This is a genomic window from Streptomyces lusitanus (genome assembly GCF_042647945.1).
GTDB classification, from domain to species: Bacteria; Actinomycetota; Actinomycetes; order Streptomycetales; family Streptomycetaceae; genus Streptomyces; species Streptomyces pseudogriseolus.
In genome coordinates, this window is sequence record NZ_JBHRWL010000021.1 from 1 (window position 1) to 21,149 (window position 21,149).

At 72.4% G+C, this 21,149-nt stretch carries 21 protein-coding genes; 9 read left to right on the plus strand and 12 right to left on the minus strand.

Going from position 1 to position 21,149, the window contains the following annotated elements; translation table 11 throughout:
• Positions 1-553 precede the first annotated feature (553 nt).
• Complete coding sequence (locus tag ACFOSY_RS27455; RefSeq protein WP_394311720.1) at positions 554-1,195, minus strand: DNA-3-methyladenine glycosylase; 642 nt, start codon at positions 1,193-1,195, stop codon at positions 554-556.
• Between the two features lie 190 nt (positions 1,196-1,385).
• Here ACFOSY_RS27455 and ACFOSY_RS27460 point away from each other — a divergent pair, with 190 nt between their 5' ends.
• The 3 genes from ACFOSY_RS27460 (at position 1,386) to ACFOSY_RS27470 (ending at position 3,463) form a co-directional block, all read left to right on the plus strand.
• The gene (locus ACFOSY_RS27460) at positions 1,386-2,168 is read left to right on the plus strand and encodes a sporulation protein (protein ID WP_394311722.1); all 783 of its coding nucleotides are present in this window, start codon (positions 1,386-1,388) and stop codon (positions 2,166-2,168) included.
• Positions 2,169-2,209: 41 nt separating this feature from the next.
• A complete protein-coding gene (locus ACFOSY_RS27465) occupies positions 2,210-2,749 on the plus strand; it encodes a YbhB/YbcL family Raf kinase inhibitor-like protein (protein WP_394311724.1) in 540 nt (179 codons plus the stop codon).
• A 207-nt stretch (positions 2,750-2,956) separates the two neighbouring features.
• Positions 2,957-3,463 (plus strand): HNH endonuclease, encoded by a 507-nt coding sequence (locus ACFOSY_RS27470; protein WP_394311725.1) that lies wholly within the window; start codon positions 2,957-2,959, stop codon positions 3,461-3,463.
• Positions 3,464-3,571: 108 nt separating this feature from the next.
• Here ACFOSY_RS27470 and ACFOSY_RS27475 read toward each other — a convergent pair whose 3' ends face one another.
• The 3 genes from ACFOSY_RS27475 to ACFOSY_RS27485 form a co-directional block, all read right to left on the minus strand.
• Complete coding sequence (locus ACFOSY_RS27475; RefSeq protein WP_031067508.1) at positions 3,572-4,519, minus strand: SPFH domain-containing protein; 948 nt, start codon at positions 4,517-4,519, stop codon at positions 3,572-3,574.
• 159 nt (positions 4,520-4,678) lie between these two features.
• A complete protein-coding gene (locus ACFOSY_RS27480; protein WP_006135991.1) occupies positions 4,679-5,119 on the minus strand; it encodes an NfeD family protein in 441 nt (146 codons plus the stop codon).
• A gap of 89 nt (positions 5,120-5,208) precedes the next feature.
• Entirely contained in the window at positions 5,209-6,006 is a 798-nt protein-coding gene (locus ACFOSY_RS27485; protein ID WP_006135992.1) for an ABC transporter ATP-binding protein, read from the minus strand.
• A 164-nt stretch (positions 6,007-6,170) separates the two neighbouring features.
• Here ACFOSY_RS27485 and ACFOSY_RS27490 point away from each other — a divergent pair, with 164 nt between their 5' ends.
• Entirely contained in the window at positions 6,171-6,959 is a 789-nt protein-coding gene (locus ACFOSY_RS27490; protein WP_394311729.1) for a hypothetical protein, read from the plus strand.
• A gap of 89 nt (positions 6,960-7,048) precedes the next feature.
• Here ACFOSY_RS27490 and ACFOSY_RS27495 read toward each other — a convergent pair whose 3' ends face one another.
• The 3 genes from ACFOSY_RS27495 to ACFOSY_RS27505 all read right to left on the minus strand — a co-directional run bounded on the left by ACFOSY_RS27495 (position 7,049) and on the right by ACFOSY_RS27505 (position 9,229).
• Positions 7,049-7,294 (minus strand): chaplin, encoded by a 246-nt coding sequence (locus ACFOSY_RS27495; protein ID WP_394311731.1) that lies wholly within the window; start codon positions 7,292-7,294, stop codon positions 7,049-7,051.
• 155 nt (positions 7,295-7,449) lie between these two features.
• The gene (locus ACFOSY_RS27500) at positions 7,450-8,091 is read right to left on the minus strand and encodes a response regulator (protein WP_033275593.1); all 642 of its coding nucleotides are present in this window, start codon (positions 8,089-8,091) and stop codon (positions 7,450-7,452) included.
• Positions 8,084-9,229, minus strand: coding sequence for a GAF domain-containing sensor histidine kinase (locus tag ACFOSY_RS27505; RefSeq protein WP_394311734.1), 1,146 nt, complete (start codon positions 9,227-9,229; stop codon positions 8,084-8,086). The genes ACFOSY_RS27500 and ACFOSY_RS27505 overlap by 8 nt, the downstream gene beginning before the upstream one ends.
• Positions 9,230-9,482: 253 nt before the next feature.
• Here ACFOSY_RS27505 and ACFOSY_RS27510 point away from each other — a divergent pair, with 253 nt between their 5' ends.
• The 3 genes from ACFOSY_RS27510 (at position 9,483) to ACFOSY_RS27520 (ending at position 12,294) form a co-directional block, all read left to right on the plus strand.
• On the plus strand, positions 9,483-10,181 hold the full coding sequence (locus ACFOSY_RS27510) for an SDR family NAD(P)-dependent oxidoreductase (RefSeq protein WP_394311737.1): 699 nt from the start codon (positions 9,483-9,485) through the stop codon (positions 10,179-10,181).
• Positions 10,178-11,221: an S-adenosylmethionine:tRNA ribosyltransferase-isomerase gene (locus tag ACFOSY_RS27515; RefSeq protein WP_394311739.1), complete on the plus strand. Its 1,044-nt coding sequence runs from the start codon at positions 10,178-10,180 to the stop codon at positions 11,219-11,221. Before ACFOSY_RS27510 ends, ACFOSY_RS27515 begins: the two co-directional genes overlap by 4 nt.
• Before the next feature lie 353 nt (positions 11,222-11,574).
• Positions 11,575-12,294 carry a transglycosylase SLT domain-containing protein gene (locus ACFOSY_RS27520; RefSeq protein ID WP_394311741.1) on the plus strand — a complete coding sequence of 240 codons (720 nt, stop codon included), beginning with the start codon at positions 11,575-11,577 and terminating at the stop codon, positions 12,292-12,294.
• Between the two features lie 91 nt (positions 12,295-12,385).
• On the opposite strand, the gene ACFOSY_RS27525 is transcribed toward ACFOSY_RS27520, so the two are convergent.
• Positions 12,386-14,929 carry an ABC transporter ATP-binding protein/permease gene (locus ACFOSY_RS27525; protein ID WP_394311743.1) on the minus strand — a complete coding sequence of 848 codons (2,544 nt, stop codon included), beginning with the start codon at positions 14,927-14,929 and terminating at the stop codon, positions 12,386-12,388.
• A 247-nt stretch (positions 14,930-15,176) separates the two neighbouring features.
• Between ACFOSY_RS27525 and ACFOSY_RS27530 the strand changes: the two genes are divergently transcribed.
• Positions 15,177-17,033 carry a streptophobe family protein gene (locus tag ACFOSY_RS27530; RefSeq protein ID WP_394311745.1) on the plus strand — a complete coding sequence of 619 codons (1,857 nt, stop codon included), beginning with the start codon at positions 15,177-15,179 and terminating at the stop codon, positions 17,031-17,033.
• Positions 17,034-17,096: 63 nt separating this feature from the next.
• A complete protein-coding gene (serB, locus tag ACFOSY_RS27535; RefSeq protein ID WP_006132617.1) occupies positions 17,097-18,305 on the plus strand; it encodes a phosphoserine phosphatase SerB in 1,209 nt (402 codons plus the stop codon).
• A gap of 83 nt (positions 18,306-18,388) precedes the next feature.
• On the opposite strand, the gene ACFOSY_RS27540 is transcribed toward serB, so the two are convergent.
• The 4 genes from ACFOSY_RS27540 to ACFOSY_RS27555 form a co-directional block, all read right to left on the minus strand.
• Positions 18,389-18,907, minus strand: coding sequence for a SixA phosphatase family protein (locus ACFOSY_RS27540; protein WP_394311747.1), 519 nt, complete (start codon positions 18,905-18,907; stop codon positions 18,389-18,391).
• A 63-nt stretch (positions 18,908-18,970) separates the two neighbouring features.
• The gene (locus tag ACFOSY_RS27545; protein ID WP_006132619.1) at positions 18,971-19,177 is read right to left on the minus strand and encodes a hypothetical protein; all 207 of its coding nucleotides are present in this window, start codon (positions 19,175-19,177) and stop codon (positions 18,971-18,973) included.
• Positions 19,178-19,377: 200 nt separating this feature from the next.
• A complete protein-coding gene (locus tag ACFOSY_RS27550; protein WP_006132620.1) occupies positions 19,378-19,494 on the minus strand; it encodes an SGM_5486 family transporter-associated protein in 117 nt (38 codons plus the stop codon).
• A gap of 233 nt (positions 19,495-19,727) precedes the next feature.
• Positions 19,728-21,110 (minus strand): CynX/NimT family MFS transporter, encoded by a 1,383-nt coding sequence (locus ACFOSY_RS27555; RefSeq protein ID WP_394311751.1) that lies wholly within the window; start codon positions 21,108-21,110, stop codon positions 19,728-19,730.
• Positions 21,111-21,149: the final 39 nt, after the last annotated feature.

The following is a 21,149-nucleotide window of genomic DNA, read 5'->3' on the forward strand; positions in this document are numbered from 1 at the left end:
TGAGCCAGGATCAAACTCTCCGTGAATGTTTACCCGTAATCGGGTGACACATCACGAGAGCGGAACGTCGGGAGGAATAGTCCCGACGTTCACAGCGTCCTCGCTGTGTTTTCTTCAAAGGAACCTCGACCATCCGGAGATCCGGACGGACGGGGTATCAACATATCTGGCGTTGACTTTTGGCACGCTGTTGAGTTCTCAAGGAACGGACGCTTCCTTTGTACTCACCCTCTCGGGCTTTCCTCCGGGCGCTTCCCTTCGGTCTTGCGTTTCCGACTCTATCAGACCCTTTCGGTTCCGATTCCCGGTCGGCGGGATGTCGTTGAGCTTAGGGCTTTCGCCGTTCGACCTTTCGACATTCACTACGTTAACCGATCTCCCTGCCCGATTCATAATCGAGGCCGGCGACTTCGAATTCGGGCATGCGGACACGCCGAATTCGACCCCGCTGAAGGGGTGGTCGTAGGTAGTGAGTTGGCCGCTTCCGGATGCGGACGAATGCCCTGCCCGGCTCAAGCGGCTCGGGCTACATTACGCACCTTCAGCAGGCGAGTCAACTTCGGCGGCGACGCGGCACGTGGGCCCGGTACGGGCTGACCGTCGGGTCGTCCGCGACCCAGTACCGCCAGGGGTGCACGGCGCCCTCGCCGGAGACGCCGGTGCGCGGTCCGCTGCGTACCTGGGCGGGGTCGACGGGCGTGCCGTGGAGGATGCGCAGGGGGGTGGCGCCGGTGGCGCAGGCGTCGGTGCCGTTGAGGGAGCGGTCGACGTCCAGGGCCGTGGCGAGGCGGGCGGGGCCCTTGGCCAGTTCCTTGTCGTTGCGCGCGGCGAGCCGGCGGGTGCGGGCGAGCTCCGCGCCCTCCACGATCTCTCCCGCGCGCAGCAGGACCGCGCTCGCCCGGCCCTCGGGGCCGCAGACCAGGTTCATGCAGAACCACATGCCGTACGTGAAGTAGACGTACACGTGGCCGGGCGCACCGAACATCACCTCGTTGCGGGCGGTGCGGCCGCGATAGGCGTGCGAGCCGGGGTCGTTCTGTCCGTCGTAGGCCTCGACCTCGGTCAGGCGGAGGACGATCGGGCCGTCCGGGGTGTCGCGGACCAGGAGGCGGCCGAGCAGATCGGGGGCGACCTCGAGGACGGGCCGGTCGAAGAAGTCCCTAGGCAGGGGCGTACGGTCGGGGCTCGCGATCATGCCGTCCGAGGGTACTGGAGGCGGTGCGGGCCACGGGCTGGTCAAGGCGCCTCGGCGGTTGCCAGGGTGTGGGGTGCATGGAACCGGCCTCGGCCGGATCGCGTTGTTAGGGATCGGAGTCCGGCGCACGACGCGCTGCGGGCCGGTCGATCGGGTGTGGCCCACGGGGGTCGCCTGAAGAGGGAGAGACATGGCGTTCAAGAAGCTGCTGGCGAGTCTGGGGGCCGGCGGGGCCTCCGTCGAGACGGTGCTGCACGAGGTCAACGTCGTTCCTGGGGGTGTGGTCCAGGGCGAGGTGCGGATCCAGGGCGGGTCCGTGAACCAGCAGATCGAGGGGCTGGCGGTCGGTCTTCAGGCCAAGGTCGAGGTCGAGAACGGCGACCAGGAGTACAAGCAAAACATCGAGTTCACCAAGCAGCAGCTGGGCGGTGCCTTCGAGCTCCAGGCGGGCGCGGTGCACGCCGTGCAGTTCGGGCTGGAGATCCCGTGGGAGACGCCGGTCACGATGATCGACGGGCAGCAGCTGCGCGGGATGGACATCGGTGTGACCACCGAGCTGGCGATCGCGCGGGCCGTCGACTCCGGTGACCTGGACCCGATCAACGTGCACCCGCTGCCGGCGCAGAAGGCGATCCTGGACGCGTTCATCCAGCTCGGCTTCCGGTTCAAGACCGCGGACATGGAGCGCGGTCACATCCGGGGCACGCGGCAGAAGCTGCCGTTCTACCAGGAGATCGAGTTCTTCCCGCCGTCGCAGTACCGCGGGCTGAACCAGGTGGAGCTGAGCTTCGTCGCCGACGAGCAGGCGATGGACGTCGTGCTGGAGATGGACAAGAAGCCGGGTCTGTTCAGCGAGGGCAGCGACACCTTCCGCTCCTTCCAGGTGGGTCTGAACGACTACCAGGGGACCGACTGGGCGGCCTACCTGAACCAGTGGCTGTCGGAGGTCGGTTCGAAGCGCAACTGGTTCTAGGCTCGTGCGCGACTGAACGTCATCGATCAGGAGGTACCGAGGTGACCGAGCTCAAGCGGCGGCCGCTCCCCCATGACTTCCATCCGCCCGTGCCGTCGTTCACGGTGGCGAGCGACGATGTGACGGAGGGGGCGACGCTCAAGGACGCTCAGGTCCACGCGGCGGGCAACACGTCGCCGCACCTGCGGTGGGAGGGTTTCCCGCCGGAGACCAAGAGCTTCGCCGTGACCTGCTACGACCCGGACGCGCCGACGGGCAGCGGGTTCTGGCACTGGGTGCTGTTCGACATCCCGGTCTCGGTGACCGAGCTGCCGGCCGGCGCCGGCGGCGGTTCGTTCGAGGGGCTTCCGGAGGGCGCCGTCCACGCGCGGAACGACTACGGCACCAAGGATTTCGGCGGTGCCGCGCCGCCGCCCGGGGACGGTCCGCACCGGTACGTGTTCACGGTGTACGCGGTGGACCAGGAGGAGCTGGGTCCGGACGCGGACGCCTCTCCTGCCGTGGTGGGTTTCAACCTGCGGTTCCACACGCTCGCGCGTGCGCAGCTGATCGGTGAGTACGAGGTGCCCGCGGAGTCCTGAGTCCCCCGCGCGACACCGGACGTTCCCGGAACGTTTGCCCGCACCTGGTCATGGAATTGATCAGGGGCGGGCATTTTTTCCGCCGGGGTCCCCGGGAGGCGTCTTCCGTGGGAGCAGCGGATATTGCGTTGTCCATCCCGGCGCGCCCGGCCAGAGTTGTTCCAGCCCGCCGAGGGGCGGGCCGGTGCGCACGGGAGGTGGGCTGGTATGCGGGACACGCTGGTACTGAACGCGAGCTTCGAGCCGTTGTCGACGGTGACGCTGAACCGAGCCGTCGTTCTGGTGCTGCAGGACAAGGCCGTCGTCGAGCAGGCCCATCCCGAGCTGCGGATGCGGGGAGCCGCGGTCGACATACCGGCGCCCCGGGTGATCAGGCTCTGCCAGTACGTACGGGTGCCCTTCCGAAGACGTGCGCCGTGGTCGAGGCGGGGTGTGCTGGTGAGGGACCGGCACAGGTGCGCGTACTGCGGCCGGAGGGCGACGACCGTGGACCACGTGGTGCCGCGGTCGCACGGCGGGCAGGACACCTGGCTGAACACGGTGGCGTCGTGCGCGGAGGACAACCACCGCAAGGCGGACCGGACGCCCGAGCAGGCGGGGATGCCGCTGTTGCGGCGGCCGTTCGAGCCGACGCCCGCGGACGCGATGCTCTTGGCGCTGGGCGCGGAGGAGTACGACGCGTTGCCGGAATGGCTGGCGTCGGCCGCGGCGTGACGGTTTCGCCGTAGGGGTTTGGGTGGTTCCCCGGGCGCGGGTTGTGCGTGGTTGTCGCGCCCACGCGGCGGAGCCGCATGTCGATGGAGCCCCGCGCCCCTAGGGGGTTCAGTCGATGGAGGGCTTTTCGCGGCGTTCCTGGGCGGGGACGGTGCCTCCTGAGGCGCCGTTGCCGCCCAAGTTGGAGCCGAAGTTGCCGACCGCGCCAGAGAGGCCCTTGAGGGCGTCGCCGATTTCGCTCGGGACGATCCAGAGCTTGTTGGCGTCGCCCTCGGCGATCTTCGGGAGCATCTGGAGGTACTGGTAGGAGAGCAGTTTCTGGTCCGGGTCGCCGGCGTGGATGGCCTCGAAGACCGTGCGGACGGCCTGGGCCTCGCCCTCGGCGCGCAGCGCGGCGGCCTTGGCCTCACCCTCGGCGCGCAGGATCTGGGACTGCTTCTCGCCCTCGGCGCGCAGGATCTCGGACTGCCGGACACCTTCGGCCTGGAGGATGGCGGCGCGCTTGTCGCGGTCGGCGCGCATCTGCTTCTCCATCGAGTCCTGGATGGAGGTGGGCGGTTCGATGGCCTTGAGCTCGACGCGGTTGACGCGGATGCCCCACTTGCCGGTGGCCTCGTCGAGGACGCCGCGCAGGGCCGCGTTGATCTCCTCGCGGGAGGTGAGGGTGCGCTCCAGGTCCATGCCGCCGATGATGTTGCGCAGGGTGGTGACGGTGAGCTGCTCGATGGCCTGGATGTAGCTGGCGACCTCGTAGGTGGCGGCCCGGGCGTCGGTCACCTGGTAGTAGATGACGGTGTCGATGTTGACGACCAGGTTGTCCTGGGTGATCACCGGCTGCGGCGGGAAGGGGACGACCTGCTCGCGGAGGTCGATGCGGTTGCGGATGGTGTCGATGAACGGGACGACGATGTTGAGGCCCGCGTTGAGCGTCCGCGTGTAGCGGCCGAAGCGCTCCACGATGGCGGCGCTGGCCTGTGGGATGACTTGAATCGTCTTGATCAGGGCGATGAAGACCAACACCACCAGGATGATCAGGACGATGATGACCGGTTCCATCGTCGGTTCCCCGAACCCTTCTTAGCCTCGGCGCCTACGGCAGGTCGTGTGTGCCTGTGCACGGTCGTGCGGTTGTAGATCTTGCTGGTCGAGTCTGTCAGACCGCGGGCCCAACCGGGGGCGTGTTCGCGCCGGTTGTGTCGCGCGGGAGGTGCGGGATCACATGATGATCGCGGTGGCCCCCTCGATGTCCACGACGTCGACCTCCTGGCCGGCCTCGTAGGAACGGCCGGTGTCGAGGGCGCGGGCGGACCAGACCTCGCCCGCCAGTTTGATGCGGCCGCCGCTGCCGTCGACGCGTTCGAGGACGACGGCCTGTTTCCCCTTCAGGGCGTCGACCCCGGTGGCCAGTTCGGGCCGTTGGGAGCGGTGTCTGCGGGCGACGGGGCGGACGGCGGCGATCAGCGCGGTCGAGACGACGGCGAAGACCGCGACCTGGGCGACGGCGCCGCCGCCGAAGATGCCGGAAACCACCGCGGCGGCGACGGCGCCCACCGCGAGCATGCCGAGTTCGGGCATCGCGGTGATCACCAGGGCGATGCCGAGTGCCGCCGCGCCGATCAGCCACCACAGCCATGCGTCGATGTCCACACCGGTCATGGTAGAACCGCGCACCCGGTCACGGACAGGGCGCCGGTCGGTCGAACGTGCCTTGTCGTGCCGGGTGTTGTGCGCGGGGTGGTGCCAGGTCAGCTCATCGGCAGGCCCTGGGCGGTCCAGCGGTCGCCGACCTGCTCCACGACGAGCGGGAGGCCGAAGCACAGGGACAGGTTGCGGCTGGTGAGTTCGAGCTCGAGCGGGCCGGCCGCGAGGACCTTGCCCTGACGCAGCATCAGGACGTGGGTGAAGCCGGGGGCGATCTCCTCCACGTGGTGGGTGACCATGATCATGGAGGGGGCGATCGGGTCGCGCGCGAGGCGGCCGAGGCGGCGCACCAGGTCCTCGCGGCCGCCGAGGTCGAGACCGGCGGCGGGTTCGTCGAGGAGGAGCAGCTCGGGGTCGGTCATCAGGGCGCGGGCGATGAGGGTGCGCTTGCGCTCGCCCTCGGAGAGGGTGCCGAACTTGCGGTCCAGGTACTCGGACATGCCGAGGCGGTCGAGGAAGGCGCGGGCGCGCTGCTCGTCGATGTCCTCGTACTCCTCCTGCCAGCCGGCGGTCATGCCGTAGGCGGCGGTGAGCACGGTCTGGAGGACGGTCTGCTTCTTGGGCAGCTTGTCGGCGAGGGCGATGCCGGCCACGCCGATGCGGGGGCGCAGCTCGAAGACGTCGGTGCCGGGGCGGCCGAGCGTCTCGCCGAGGATGGTGGCGGTGCCCTTGCTCGGGTAGAGGTAGCTGGACGCGATGTTCAGCAGGGTGGTCTTGCCGGCGCCGTTGGGGCCGAGGATGACCCAGCGTTCGCCCTCCTTGACCGACCAGGAGACCTGCTCCACCAGAGCCCGGCCCTCGCGGACCACGGATACGTCCTGAAGTTCCAGAACATCGCTCATGAGCGCCTTGTCTCCCCTTGCAGTGTGGCCGGTCTCGGCTGTCGCGTACGCCTGGTGGGTCGGTCCGCCGCACCCGTGGGCGGGAGCCCATCATGAAATCTACGCCACCGGCCGACCCGGACATTCCATCGGTCCTGTTTCGGGGTGCTGTCTAGGGTGTACGCATGCTTTCGGAACCGCGCTCTGGTCGTCTCGCCGCTTGGGGCAATGCCCTTCTCGCCGGACTGGTCTCCCCGGACGAGGCGGCGCTCGCCGCCGTCGGGGAGGACGCCGTGCACCGGGTGGAGGGGGTGCCCGGGGAGTCCGCGCCGGTGGGGCTGACGCTGGCCCTGGGGCGGCTGCGGGGGCTCGGGGTGTCCGGGCTGCGGGTGGCGCTGCCGGCGCCGGGGCATCCGCTGGGGCTGAGCGGCCCGCCGGAGTTCAACGCGCGGGCGCTGGAGGCCGAGGAGGCCGTGGTGTGCCAGGGGGCGGCGCTGGGGCTGGTGCCTGAGGTGTCGGAGGCCGGGCCCGAGGGCGATGTGCATGTGGAGGTCCTCTGGCACTGTCTGCCGGTGCGGGAGGCGCCGCCGGCGGACGTGCCGTCGCTGGGTGAGGCGGAGCGGGAGCTGGCGGAGGCGCTGCGGGAGGCGACGGAGGCGCTGACGCGGCTGGACGTGGCCGGGTCGGGTCCGGTCGCGGAGGCGGCGATCGACGCGTACCGGGCGCGGGCGACGGCGTCGCGCGGGCGGGACGTGCTGGCGCCGGGGTATCCGCCGCGGGCGGTGCGGGTGCTGGAGCTGGCGCAGCGGGTGGGCGCGCTGGTGTCGCTGGCGACGGCGCACGGGCACGGGGGCGCGGTGAGCGCGTCGGAGATGTCGGCGCGGGCGCTGGCGCTGCGGCCGGTGGAGCGGACGGCCCGGCGGGCGCAGGTGGCGGCGTACAACGCATTCGTGGAGGAGCGCGGGGCGCGCTGATTCCGGCGTACGCCCCCCCCTGGACAGGGACGAGCCCCGGCGCCGGGTGGGGGCGGGCGGCCGGGGCTTGTCGTCTGGTGCGTCGGTCGTCAGTGGTTGACGGCGACGTTGCCGAAGGCCGGGTTCAGCACGCCGATGACGTTGACGCTGTTGCCCGACACGTTGACCGGGACGTCGACCGGGACCTGGACGAGGTTGCCGGAGACGACGCCCGGGGAGCCCACGGCCTTGCCGTGCGCGTGGCTGCCCTCGGTGGCGGAGGCCATGCCCGCTCCGGCGGCGAGCAGGCCGCCGGCCACCATCGTCACGGCCGCTGCCTTCTTCAGGTTCTTCACTTTCCGAGCCCTCCTTGCGACGACCGCGGCGAGCGCCGCGGTCCGCACTGGGCAACGCGTGGCGCGGGCACGGGATACGGGGCCCGGGGGGCATTCCCCCTACGGTATGAATCTCGCACCGGAGGGGAACCTTCCGGGTGACTGCGGTCCGGCGGTCAGCCGCTGAGCCCGTGCCGTACGGCCCACAGCGCGGCCTGGGTGCGGTCCGCCAGGTCGAGCTTCATCAGGATGTTCGACACGTGCGTCTTCACCGTCTTCTCGGAGAGCACGAGGGCGCGGGCGATCTCCCGGTTGGCGCGGCCGTCCGCGATCAGGCCGAGCACCTCGCGCTCCCGCTCGGTGAGGGAGCCCGCGCGTCCCGCCCCGGAGCCGCTCTCCTCCTGGGACAGCAGGGCGCCCGCCACCTCCGGCTGGAGCAGCACGTGCCCGGCGTGCACGGAGCGGATGGCGCCGGCCAGCGCGTCGGGGTCGATGTCCTTGTACACGTAGCCGGCGGCGCCCGCGCGGAGGGCGGGGATCACCGTGCGCTGCTCGGTGAAGCTGGTGACGACCAGCACCCGGGCGCGGTGGTCGAGCTCGCGCAGCCGGCGCAGCGCCTCCACGCCGTCCATGCCGGGCATCTTGACGTCCATGAGGATGACGTCGGGCTGGAGCTCCCCGGCCAGGGCGACTCCCTCCGCGCCGTCCGCGGCCTCGCCGACGACCTCGATGTCGTCCTGCACCTCGAGGAAGGTGCGCAGGCCGCGCCGGACCACCTGGTGGTCGTCGACCAGCAGCACCTTGATCGCGTCAGCCACCGGGGACCTCCATCTCGACGGTGGTGCCCTTGCCGGGCGCCGATTCCACGGTCAGCCTGCCGCCGACCCCGCTCGCCCGGTCCCGCATGGAGACCAGGCCCAGATGGCGGCCCGCGCGGCGGACGGCGTGCGGGTCGAAGCCGCCGCCGTCGTCGCCGACCCGCAGGACCGCGCCGTTGCCGCGCCGTTCCAGGGTGACGTCCACATGTGTCCCGCCGGAGTGGCGCAGGGCGTTGTGCAGCGCCTCCTGGGCGACCCGCAGCACCGCCTCCTCCTGGGCGGCGGGCAGGGCGCGCACGCCGTGGCCGGTGAAGGTGACGCGCGCGCTGTGGGCGCGGTCGAGGACCTGCACCTGGGTGCGCAGGGTGGCGACGAGACCGTCCTCGTCGAGCGCGGCGGGGCGCAGCTCGACGACGGCCGCGCGCAGCTCGTCGGCGGCCTCGGCGGCCAGCTCGGCCACCTGCTGGAGCTCGCCCTTGGCGCGGGCCGGGTCGCGGTCCACGAGACGGGCGGCGGCCTGGGCGGTCAGGCGCAGGGAGAACAGCTTCTGGCTGACGGCGTCGTGCAGCTCGTGGGCCAGGCGGGAGCGCTCCTCGGCGATGGTCAGCTCGCGGCTGCGCTCGTAGAGGCGGGCGTTGGTGAGGGCGATGGCGGCGTGCTGGGCGAGGATGCCGAGCAGTTCCTCGTCGTCCTCGGTGAAGCCGCAGGCGCCCTCCGGCTTCGGGCAGTTCTTGTTGGCGAGGAAAAGGGCGCCGAGGACCTCGTCGCCGTCGCGGATGGGCAGGCCGAGGAAGTCGGCCAGGTCGGGGTGGGCGCTGGGCCAGCCCTCGAAGCGGGGGTCGCGGCGTACGTCGGCGAGGCGCTGCGGGGCGGCGTCGTCGAGCATCGCGGCGAGGATGCCGTGCCGGCGCGGCAGGGGGCCGATGGCCTTCCACTGCTCGTCGCTGATGCCGTCGACCACGAACTGGGCGAAGCCGCCGTGGTCGTCGGGCACGCCGAGCGCGGCGTACTGGGCGTCGAGGAGGTCGCGGGCGGAGGCGACGATCGTCTTGAGGACGTCGCGCACCTCGAGATGCCGGCTCATGGCCAGCAACGCGGAACTCACCGCGGCGAGGCCGGACCGGGGGCCGTGGCTCATGTCCTCACGGTACCGGCGGGGCGCGGACCCCGGATCGGACCGCTGTCCGCACCTCTGCCCCGTCGCTGGTCCTAGGTCCCCGGTCCCGGTCCGGCCGTCGCGGCCCAGGGCGCGGGGCGGGGGCTTCCCGGCGTAGGCCGAAGGGACCCGGGCGGCTGCGTCCCGCGCCCGAGGCGGCGTCCGCGCCCTGATTCCTACGGTGATCACACGCCGCAAGGGGCGGAACGACACGACGGACGAGGGGACGGTTGTCATGCCGGTCGCGATCATCACGGGAGCCTCGAAGGGGCTCGGACGGGCGCTGGCGCTGGGGCTGGCGCAGCAGGGCTGGGACCTGGTGCTCGACGCGCGGGGCGCGGACCGCCTGGCGGAGACGGTGGCCCTGGCCTCGGCGCACGGCACGCGGGTGACGGCGGTGCCCGGGGACGTCACGGATGCCGCGCACCGGGCGGAGCTGGTGGCGGCGGCCTGGCGGCTGGGCGGAGTGGACCTGCTGGTGCACAACGCGAGCGCGCTGGGCGCCGAACCGCTGGTGCGGCTGGCGGAGCTGCCGCTGGAGGGGCTGCGGCGGGCACTGGAGGTGAATCTGGTGGCCGCGCTGGGCCTGGTGCAGGAGGCGCTGCCGCTGCTGCGGGCCGCCGGGACGGGCGCGGTGCTGGTGGTGAGCTCGGACGCCGCCGCGGAGGCGTACCCGACGTGGGGCGGGTACGGCGCGTCGAAGGCGGGGCTCGACCAGCTGGCGGCGGTGCTGGCTCAGGAGGAGCCGGGGCTGCGGGTGTGGGCGGTCGACCCCGGGGACATGGCGACGGACCTGTACGCGGCGGCCGTGCCGGACGACGACGATCCGCGGCCGGAGCCGGGGGCGGTGGTGCCGGGGTTCCTGCGGCTGCTCGACGAGCGGCCGGCCAGTGGCCGCTACGGTGCCGCGGCGCTGCTGGAGGGACGGCGGTGACGGTCACGTTCCGGGTGCCGGAGGAGCTGTCGGCGCGGGTGCCGGCCGAGGTGCGGGCGCCCGGCGGGGACCGGGACGCGGTGCGGCTGCTGGTGTCGCGGGGCACCGAGGTGTCCCATCACGCGTTCGCGGAGCTGCCGCCGCTGCTGCGGGCGGGCGACGTGCTGGTGGTGAACACCTCGCCCACGCTGGCGGCGGCCGTCGACGGGCGGATCGGCGACGCGCGCGTGGTGGTGCACTTCTCCACCCGCGGGGACGACGGGCGCTGGGCGGTCGAGCTGCGGGAACCGGACGGGCGCGGCACCACGCGCGTGCGCGCGGGCACGCGTGCGGGTACAGGGGTGCGGCTGGCCGGGGGTGCGCGGCTGGGGATCGAGGAGCCGCTGAGCCCGGGGGCGCCGCGGCTGTGGTGGGCGCGGGTGTCGCGGGACGTGCCGGGGCTGCTGCGGGAGCACGGGCGGCCGATCCGGTACGCGTACACGGAGCGGGACCAGCCGCTGTCGGCGTACCAGACGGTGTTCGCGCTGCCGGCGCGGGACGGCTCGGGGAGTGCGGAGATGCCGAGCGCGGGGCGTCCGTTCACCGCGCGGACGGTGACGGAGCTGGTGAGCCGCGGGGTGCAGTTCGCGCCGGTGCGGCTGGACACGGGGGTGGCGTCGGCGGAGGCGCACGAGCCGCCGTACCCGGAGCGGTTCGCGGTGCCGGAGGCGTCGGCGCGGGTGATCGGCGCGGTGCGGGCGGGCGGCGGGCGGGTGATCGCGGTGGGGACGACGGCGGTGCGGGCGCTGGAGTCGGCGGCCGGTCCCGACGGGGTGGTGCGGGCCCGGGCGGGGTGGACGGACCTGGTGGTGACCCCGGAGCGGGGGGTGCGGGTGGTGGACGGGCTGCTGACCGGGCTGCACGAGCCGGAGGCGTCGCACCTGCTGATGCTGGAGGCGGTGGCGGGGCGGGAGGCGGTCGCGCGGGGCTACGAGGAGGCGCTGCGCGGGCGGTACCTGTGGCACGAGTTCGGGGACGTGCACCTGCTGCTGCCGGGCTGACCCGGCCCGCGGAAACTCCTCACCCAGCGCGTTGCGCCAGCAACACGCGGTAAGGAGGGAGGGGGTCCGGTGTGAGCCCGCGCATAGGGCGCACATCACGTACGAAGCGGAGTAGGAGACACATAACGCCCATATGAACGGGGCGAACAGTCCCATCTGCCCGGTTTGGCACTCCCCTGATCCACTACCCGGCTTCGTAGGTCACACCTTTGCCCAGCGATTTTGCGGCCGCTAACAATGGCTGCGTCGCTCAGCGCCGTGGGCTTCTTGCCCGCGGCGTTCGTGTGCCGAAGACGCACCAGTCCCACCGGACATCGAGCGACCTCCGCGCTACTCGAAGAGGTCCGTTCCGCATGCCCAAGCACATCCTCACCCGTGGTCATAGTCGTGCCCTGACCCGTCACCACAAGATCGCCGCCGCGGGCGTCGCCGCTCTCGGCGCCGCCGCCATCGGCTTCTCGGCGGTCCCGAGCAACGCCTCCACGACGACCACGGCCGAGGCCCCCGTCCGGACGGCGAAGGTGGCCTACAGCACGAAGCAGATCGAGGGCGTCCAGGCCGACGTCAACAGCCTGCACACCGGTGCCGTGCAGGTCGAGCGGTTCGCCGCGCAGAAGAAGGCCGCCGCCGAGGCCGCCGCGAAGAAGAAGGCGGCCGCCGAGGCCAAGGCCGCGAAGGCCCGTGCGGCGGCGGAGTCGGCGAGCCGTTCCGCCGAGCGCGCCGAGGTGAAGAAGGCCGCTCCGCAGAAGTACGGGGACAACCTCGACGGCTGGATCCGCGAGGCGCTGTCCATCATGAAGAAGAACGGCATCCCCGGCTCCTACGAGGGCATCCACCGCAACGTCATGCGGGAGTCCTCGGGCAACCCGAAGGCGATCAACCTCTGGGACATCAACGCCCAGAAGGGCATCCCCTCCAAGGGTCTGCTCCAGGTGATCCCGCCGACCTTCGACGCCTACCACGTCAAGGGCACCCCGAAGGACATCTACGACCCGGTCGCCAACATCGTCGCCGCCTGCAACTACGCGGCCGACAAGTACGGCACCATGGACAACGTCGACAGCGCGTACTGAGAGGTCGGCGCGGACCTCTCCTGCCGCACACAGACGCCGAAGGGCGGCACCCTCCTGACGGGGTGCCGCCCTTCGGGGACGTACGGCGGGACTACTTGCGCATGACCTCGGGCTCGTGGCGGCGCAGGAAGCGGGCCACGAAGAAGCCGCAGACCACGCCGAGCGCGAGCAGCGCGCCCATGTCCGTCGCCCAGGCGGCGGCCGTGTGCTCCCACAGCGGGTCGTTGCTGTCGCCCTTGGCCGGCGGGCTGATGTTGTTGAAGTCCAGCGTCGCGCCCGCGGCGGCGACCGCCCAGCGCGACGGCATCAGGTAAGACAGCTCGTTGACACCGACCGAGTTGGCCAGCGGGAACAGGCAGCCGGTGAAGACGACCTGGACGATCGCGAACATCACCAGCAGCGGCATGGTCTTCTCGGCGGTCTTCACCAGGGCCGAGATGATCAGGCCGAACATCATCGCGGTGAAGCCCAGCGCCATGATCGGGACGCACAGCTCCAGCAGGATCTGGCTGCCGAGCACGAGGCCCTCGTCGGGCACGGTGCGGCTGGAGAAGCCGATGACGCCGATCATCAGGCCCTGGATCATGGTGATCAGGCCGAGCACGAAGACCTTCGACATCAGGTACGCCGAGCGGGACAGGCCGGTGGCGCGCTCCCGCTCGTAGATCACGCGTTCCTTGATCAGCTCACGGACGGAGTTGGCCGCGCCGGCGAAGCACGCGCCCACCGCGAGGATGAGCAGCACCGTGAGCGCCGTGCCGTTGGCGACGGGCCGCCCGGTCCTCGGGTTGATCTCCGTGTTGACCAGCAGGTCCTTGCCCTGGTCGATGAGCAGGCTGACCGAGCCGAGGACCAGCGGCAGGATGATCGACAGGGCGAGGAAGCCCTTGTCGGAGGCGATCACCGACACGTACCGGCGCACCAGGGTGGAGAACTGCGACGCCCAGCCCTGCGGCTTCGGCGGCTTCATCGCCTGCATCGCGGGGACCTGTACGGACTGCGGGGCGACCGCGTCGATGTCCGCGGCGTACATCTGGTAGTGCTGCGAGCCCTTCCAGCGGCCCGCCCAGTCGTAGTCGCGGTAGTTCTCGAAGGCGGAGAACACGTCGGCCCAGGTGTCGTAGCCGAAGAAGTTCAGCGCCTCCTCGGGCGGACCGAAGTAGGCGACCGAGCCGCCCGGCGCCATCACCAGCAGCTTGTCGCAGATCGCCAGCTCGGCCACCGAGTGGGTGACGACGAGGACCGTGCGGCCGTCGTCGGCGAGGCCGCGCAGCAGCTGCATGACGTCGCGGTCCATGCCCGGGTCGAGGCCGGAGGTCGGCTCGTCCAGGAAAATCAGCGACGGCTTGGTGAGCAGCTCGAGCGCCACCGACACGCGCTTGCGCTGGCCGCCGGACAGGGACGTGACCTTCTTGTCCTTGTGGATGTCCAGCTTCAGCTCGCGCAGCACCTCGTCGATGCGGGCCTCGCGCTCGGCGGCCGTGGTGTCGGCGGGGAAGCGCAGCTTGGCCGCGTACTTCAGGGCGCGCTTGACGGTCAGCTCCTTGTGCAGGATGTCGTCCTGCGGGACCAGACCGATGCGCTGGCGCAGCTCCGCGAACTGCTTGTACAGGTTGCGGTTGTCGTACAGCACCTCGCCCTGGTTGGCGGGCCGGTAGCCGGTGAGCGCCTTGAGCAGCGTCGACTTGCCGGAGCCGGACGGGCCGATGACCGCGATCAGCGACTTCTCCGGGACGCCGAAGGAGACGTCCTTGAGGATCTGCTTGCCGCCGTCGACCGTGACGGTGAGGTGGCGGGCGGAGAAGGACACCTCACCGGTGTCGACGAACTCCTCGAGCCGGTCGCCGACGATCCGGAACGTCGAGTGGCCGACGCCCACGATGTCGGTGGGGCCGAGCAGTTGCGAGCCGCCCTTGGGGATCGGCTGGCCGTTGACGTACGTGCCGTTGTGCGAGCCCAGGTCGCGGATCTCCATGCGCCCGTCGGGCGTCGAGTGGAACTCCGCGTGGTTGCGGGACACCTGGAGGTCGGAGACCACCAGGTCGTTCTCCAGGGCACGGCCGATGCGCATCACGCGGCCGAGCGAGAACTGGTGGAACGTCGTGGGGCTGCGGTCGCCGTAGACCGGCGCTCCGGCGCCGCCGCCGGGGCCCTGCTGCTGCGGGATGTGCGGCGCGGCCTGCTTCGCCACGCCCTGCTGCGGCTGCTGCTGCCAGCCCTGCTGGGCCGGGGGCTGCTGCTGGGCCGGCGGCTGCTGGGCGGGCGGCTGCTGCGCCCAGCCGGCGCCCGCGCCCTGGGCGGCGTACGGCTGCTGCTGCGGCTGGGCCTGCGGGACGGTGGCGCCGACACCGGACAGCGTCACGCGCGGCCCGTCGGTCGCGTTGCCCAGGTTCAGCGCCGTGTCGGCGGTGAACTGAAGGTGATGGATCCGCTGCCCCTGCACGAAGGTGCCGTTGGTGCTGCCGTGGTCCTCGATGACCCAACTGTGGCCGTTGAAGCTGATCGTGGCGTGACGCCAGGACACCCTGGCGTCGTCGATCACGACGTCGCCCTGCGGGTCACGTCCCAGGGTGTAGGTCCTGGACGGATCGAGCGTCCAGGTGCGTCCGTTTGATTCCAGTACGAGTTCCGGCACTCCATGCCCCACTGAGTTTGTTCCCCCGAATTTCCCCCGTCGCAGGGAGTCTAGGGATGTCGAACATCGGGGGGAACTATTTCAGGCGCGGCCCTCCGACCGAAAGTCGGCCCTGTCACGACCCGGCGACAAGGCGTCGACGGCCCTGTGCGGACCGGGGTTGAAATCGCCCCGGAGAGTGGTAAACCACGCGAGGGGGACATGCGCGGCCTGCCGGGCCGCTCCGCGGATCGGGGGGTCTGCTGCCATGAGTGCTGCCACAGGCGTTGCCGGGCCGGGGCGTGAGAGCCGTGTGCCGTGGGCGGACGTGGTGATGTCCGCGGTCGCCGCGGTGAGCTGGGCGCTGATCGGGATGGCGGGGACGGCGGCGCTGGGGCTGCATCTGCTGGACGCGGACAGCGCGGGGTCGTTGGCGCCGATGGCGGCCGCGGTGGTGGCGCTGGCGGTGGGCGGTTCGGTCACGCCGACGGGGGACGTGTCGGTGCTGGGGCTGTCCGGGGCCGAGGCGGAGACGGCGCTCGACGTGGTGCCGCTGGGCGTGGGGCTGGTGGGGGCGGTGCTGCTCTCCCTCATCTTCCTGAGGTCCCTGCGCACGGCGGGAGTTGTGGTGTCCGGCCGTGAACTGGCCGCGCGGGCGGGCGCGGTGGTCGCGCTGTCCGTCGCGACGGCGGGCGGGCTGGCGTGGGCGGGCCACGACGTGATCACCGTCGACGTGGCGGCGCTCGGCGTGGACGGCCTGCCGGGCACGGGCGGCGGGGGCGGGGACGGGGGTGGTGGTGGACTGGACGTCCCCGGGCTCGGCGACATCGGGGAGCTGCTGCCGGACCAGGTGGGGGACCTGGTCGGCGCGGACGTGACGGTGGGGTTCACGGTCGACACGGTGCCGACGCTGCTGGCCGGGCTCGGCTGGTCGGCGGGCGTGCTGCTGGTCGCGCTGCTGGCGTCCCGCCGCACTCCGCTGCCGCGCGGCTGGGACGCCCTGCACCGCGTGGTGCGGCCGGCGGTCTCGTCGGTGGTCGCGGTGCTGCTGGTGGCGGTGGCGGCGGGGATCGCCGCCGCGGCGTACGCGGCGCTCGGCGACGCCCACCCCCGGAGGATCGCGGGGGCCGCGCTGCTGGGCGCGCCCGACGGCGTGTGGCTGGGGCTGTCGGTCGGGCTGCTCGTCCCGTGGGACGCCCAGGGCGACGGGGCACTGCTGGGGGCACTCCCCCACCCCCTGGACGATCTGCTGAGGGCGGGGACCGAGGAGCCCGTCACCTTGGCCCGGCTGGCCGAGCTGGACGGGCGGGTGTGGCTGCTGGGGGTGGGGGCGGCGACGGCGATGCTGCTGGCGGGGGTGCTGACGGGGGTGCGGACGCCGGTGGGGGGTGCGGCTCCCGGGTCGGTGGGGGCGGGTGGTTCCGCGGGGGGCGCGTCCGCGCGGGGGTCGGCGCGCCGGCGGCCGGTGGGGGCGGGTGGTTTCGCGGGGCGGTGTGCGGTGGCGCTGGGCGCGGCCACGGCGGTGACGCTGCCGCTGCTGGTGTGGCTCACGGAGGTGTCCGTGGGCGCCTCGCTGTCGGTGCTGGGGTACGACGCGTTCGACGCGGGGCTGGACCTGCGCGGGCGTCTCGGCGCGGCGGTGCTGCTCGGCGCGCTGTGGGGCGCGGGGGCGGGCGCGGCGGGGGCGCTGCCGGCGTGGGCGTGCGGGGCGGCGGGGACGCGGGCTGCGGTACTGGCACGGGGTGCCGGAGACGTGGCCGGCTCGGTGCGGCCGCCCTCGGGTCCGTACACACCGGGGACGCCGCACCGGCCGCCCAACCCGGACACCAATCCGTACCTACGGCTGCCGGGGACGCGGCCGGAACGCGGGGCGCCCGAGGACGCGGTACCGGGACGGGCCACACCCGGGCCCGGGGACGGGGCGGACGACGTGTCCGCGGCCCCGACGGTCATCAGCCCCACCCCACCGCCACGCCCCCCACGCCCGGACCGCCGCCGCCTGTGGCCGGACAGGGTCCCGCCTCCTCCCCCACCACCCCCGGCGCCACCAGGATCCTCGGGTCCACGCGACCCCCAGGGAGGAAGGAACAGGGAGGGGGACGGCCGGGGGCCGGGAGGACGGTAAGGGTGTCCGGGTGGCGGACCTCGGGGGCGCGGGGCACTGGGTGCCGGATACGGTGGGAGCACCATGAGCGCATCGCAGACCTCCGACGTTCCCACCCTTCTGGTCAAGATCTTCGGCAAGGACAGGCCGGGCATCACGGCCGGCCTCTTCGACACTCTCGCCGCCTACTCCGTCGACGTCGTCGACATCGAGCAGGTCGTCACCCGTGGTCGCATCGTGCTGTGCGCGCTCGTGACCCACCCCCCGGCCGGGATGGAGGGTGACCTGCGGGCGACCGTCCACAGCTGGGCGGACTCGATCAAGATGCAGGCGGAGATCATCTCCGGCAAGGGCGACAACCGCCCCCGCGGTCTCGGCAGGTCCCTGGTGACCGTGCTGGGCCACCCCCTCACCTCGGAGGCGACGGCGGCGGTCGCCGCGCGGATCACCAAGGCCGGCGGCAACATCGACCGTATCTTCCGGCTCGCCAAGTACCCGGTGACGGCCGTGGAGTTCGCGGTGTCCGGCGTGGAGACGGAGCCGCTGCGCACCGCGCTGGTGACGGACGCGGCCCGGTTCCGGGTCGACATCGCGGTGGTCGCGGCGGGGCTGTACCGCAGGGCGCAGCGGCTGGTGGTCATGGATGTGGACTCCACGCTCATCCAGGACGAGGTGATCGAGCTCTTCGCCGCGCACGCCGGCTGTGAGGACCAGGTCGCCGAGGTGACGGCGGCGGCGATGCGCGGGGAGCTGGACTTCGAGCAGTCGCTGCACGCGCGGGTGGCGCTGCTGGAGGGGCTGGACGCCTCCGTGATCGACAAGGTGCGCAGCGAGGTGCGGCTGACGCCGGGCGCCCGCACCCTGATCCGCACGCTCAAGCGACTCGGCTACCAGGTGGGGGTGGTGTCGGGCGGCTTCACCCAGGTCACCGACGACCTGAAGGAGCGCCTCGGTCTGGACTTCGCCCAGGCGAACACGCTGGAGATCGTCGACGGCAAGCTCACCGGCCGGGTGACGGGCGAGATCGTCGACCGGGCGGGCAAGGCGCGGCTGCTGCGCCGGTTCGCCGCCGAGGCGGGTGTGCCGCTGTCGCAGACGGTGGCGATCGGTGACGGCGCGAACGACCTGGACATGCTGAACGCGGCCGGGCTCGGTGTCGCCTTCAACGCCAAGCCGGTGGTGCGCGAGGCGGCCCACACGGCCGTGAACGTCCCCTTCCTGGACACCGTCCTCTACCTGCTGGGCATCACGCGGGAAGAGGTCGAGGCGGCGGACACGCTCGCGGGCGACTGAGCCGCCCGCACCGGGACGGGACGGGCCCGGCGCCGACGAGGTCGGTGCCGGGCCCCTGTCGTGCCGGGCGGGTCAGCCGGGGGTCACTCGGCGGGGGCCCAGTAGTCGACCAGCGTGGCCGTGCCGGGCTCCAGGGACTTCCAGGGGCCGGTGAAGGTCAGGACCGCGAAGGCGGCGGCCGGGAAGCCGCGCCGCGTCATCCGCTCGCGAGCGTCGCCCTCGGACGCGCCGGCCAGGATGTCGGCCACCCCCTGCACGCCCGGGTTGTGTCCGACCAGCAGGACGTTCTGCGCGTCGTCGGGGGTCTCGTTGAGCAGGGCGATCAGCTCACCGGGCGAGGCCTCGTAGATCCGCTCCTCGTAGACGGTTTTCGGCCGCTTCGGGAACTCGTGGACCGCGAGCTTCCAGGTCTCGCGGGTGCGGACCGCCGTGGAGCACAGGGCCTGGTCGAAGGCGACGCCGGTGTCGGCCAGCTTGCGGCCGGCGGCCGCGGCGTCCAGGCGGCCTCGCTCGGCGAGGGGGCGCTCGTGGTCGGACACCGGAGGCCAGTCGGCTTTCGCATGCCGGAAAAGGACAATCCTGCGGGGTTCTGCGACGCTCATGGCACCCAGCTTCGCACGAAACAGGCCACGGGGCGCAGGGAGTTGACCGGCGCCTCGGCGCGTTCAGCGGGCTATGAGCTGCTGCGCCCGCTCGACGAGGAGCCTGAGCGCGGGCTCACCGGCGGTCGCGTGCGCGTCGGAGGGGTTGAGGACGAGGGCGAGCAGGGTCACGAAGGCGAGGGTGGGAAGGGCCAGGGCCCACCACGGCAGGCGGGTGGCGGCACCGGCCCGGGGGGCCGGGACGGGCCGGGAGTGCGTGCGCGCCGACATGGATGCCTCCGCTCTTCGAGTGCTCCGTGGCCGCCGCTCGCGGCCACATCTCGAAGGTACGGATCGGCGGGGCCTCAACCCATCCGGTGATCCACCCACTTGACCCTGAGCCTGGCCCCCTAGGGGATGGGGGTGCCAGCACCACCATCAAGGGGTCGAATCCGGTCACCCCGCTCAGGGGTCGAACGCCGGCGGTCCGCTCAGGGCGCGAGCACCGTCGCGATGACGCCGATGACGATGAAGATCGCGAAGAACGCGCCGAAGACGAGCAGCATCTTCTTCTGGCCGTTCTGCGGGTTCGGGTCGAGGACTGGCATGGGAAAAGTGTCGCACCCCGCCCGCCCGGCACCGGCCACGGGGTGCCCCGGCGGGCGTGGCGCGGGAACTGCGCGCTCAGCCCCCACGGACCCGCCCCCGAGGGGGCGCGGGAAACTGCGCGCCCAGCCCCCACGGACCCGCACGCGCCGACGGAGCACGAGCCCCGAGCTGGAAGGCGTACGGGTCCCGGCACCCCCGCGTCTTACCGTTGGCGCGCCCGCGACCCTCCGCCTCAGCGCCCGACCCGGGCCGCCCCCGCCTCCTCCTCCACCGTACGGTCCCGCCCCGCCAGCACCCCGACGATCATCTGCGGGACCATCAGCCCCGCCATGAGCGCGATCGGCAGCCCCCAGCCGCCGCTGTGCTGGTACAGCACGCCCACCAGCAGCGGCCCGGGTATGGAGATCAGATAGCCGGTGCTCTGCGCGAAGGCCGACAGCTGGGCCACGCCCGCGCCCGTGCGCGCCCGCATGCCGACCATGGTGAGCGCGAGCGGGAAGGCACAGTTGGCGATGCCCACCAGCACCGCCCAGGCCCAGGCGCCGGCGGCCGGGGCGAAGTAGAGGCCCGCGTACCCGAGCAGACCGCTGACGCCCAGCACGAGCACGATCGGGCCCTGTCGGGGCAGCCGGGCTGCGAGGCGCGGTATGACGAACGCCAGGGGGACGCCCATCACCATGGTGACGGCGAGCAGCAGTCCGGCCTGGCCGGCGGGGACGCCCGCGTCGCGGAAGATCTGCGCCATCCAGCCCATGCTGATGTAGGCGGCGGTGGCCTGGAGCCCGAAGAACACGGCCAGCGCCCAGGCGGTCCCGCTCCGGGTGATCCGCAGCGCCGGCGCCTGCCCTGCGGCCCGCTCCCCCGGCCGCCCGTCCCCCCGCGGCGACTCCGGCCTGCGGTCCCCCGCCGCCGAGGCCCCGCTCCGGTCCCGTACGAAGGCGAGCCAGGGCAGGACGGCGGCCGCCGCGAGCGCCGCCCAGACGGCGAGCCCCGCCTGCCAGTCGCCGCCGAGGGCGTCGGTCACCGGGACGGTCGCGGCCGCCGCCGAGGCGGTGCCCAGGGCGAGGGCCATGGAGTACAGGCCTGTCATGGAGCCGACCCGGTCGGGGAACCAGCGCTTGACGATGACCGGCATCAGCACGTTGCTCACGGCTATGCCGGCGAGCGCGAGGCCGCTGGTGAGGAGGAAGGCGGCCGTGTTGCCGACGAAGGGCCTCACCAGCAGGCCGGTGGCGATGGCGGCCATGCCGGCGCACACCACCGCGCCGGGGCCGAAGCGGCGGGCCAGACGGGGCGCGGTGACGCCGAAGACGGCGAAGCACAGGGCGGGCAGGGAGGTGAGGAGCCCCGCCACGCTTCCGCTCATGCCGAGCCCGTCGCGTACCTCTTCGAGCAGCGCGCCGAAGCTGGTGATGGCGGGGCGCAGGTTCAGGGCGGCCAGCACGATGCCGGCGACGAGCAGCCGTTTCCGCCACGCGCGCGTGCGGGCGCCGGACTGCTCCGGAAGCACGGTCGTGGCGGAGGTACGGGCGGTGGCGGACGCGGCGGTCCGGGTCTCGTCCGCCGTCCCCGTCCCGTCCGCCGTTCGGGTCTCGTCACCAGTCATACGAGTCATGCGGCCCATCATAGAATCATGGGATGATTGGTTGTCCAG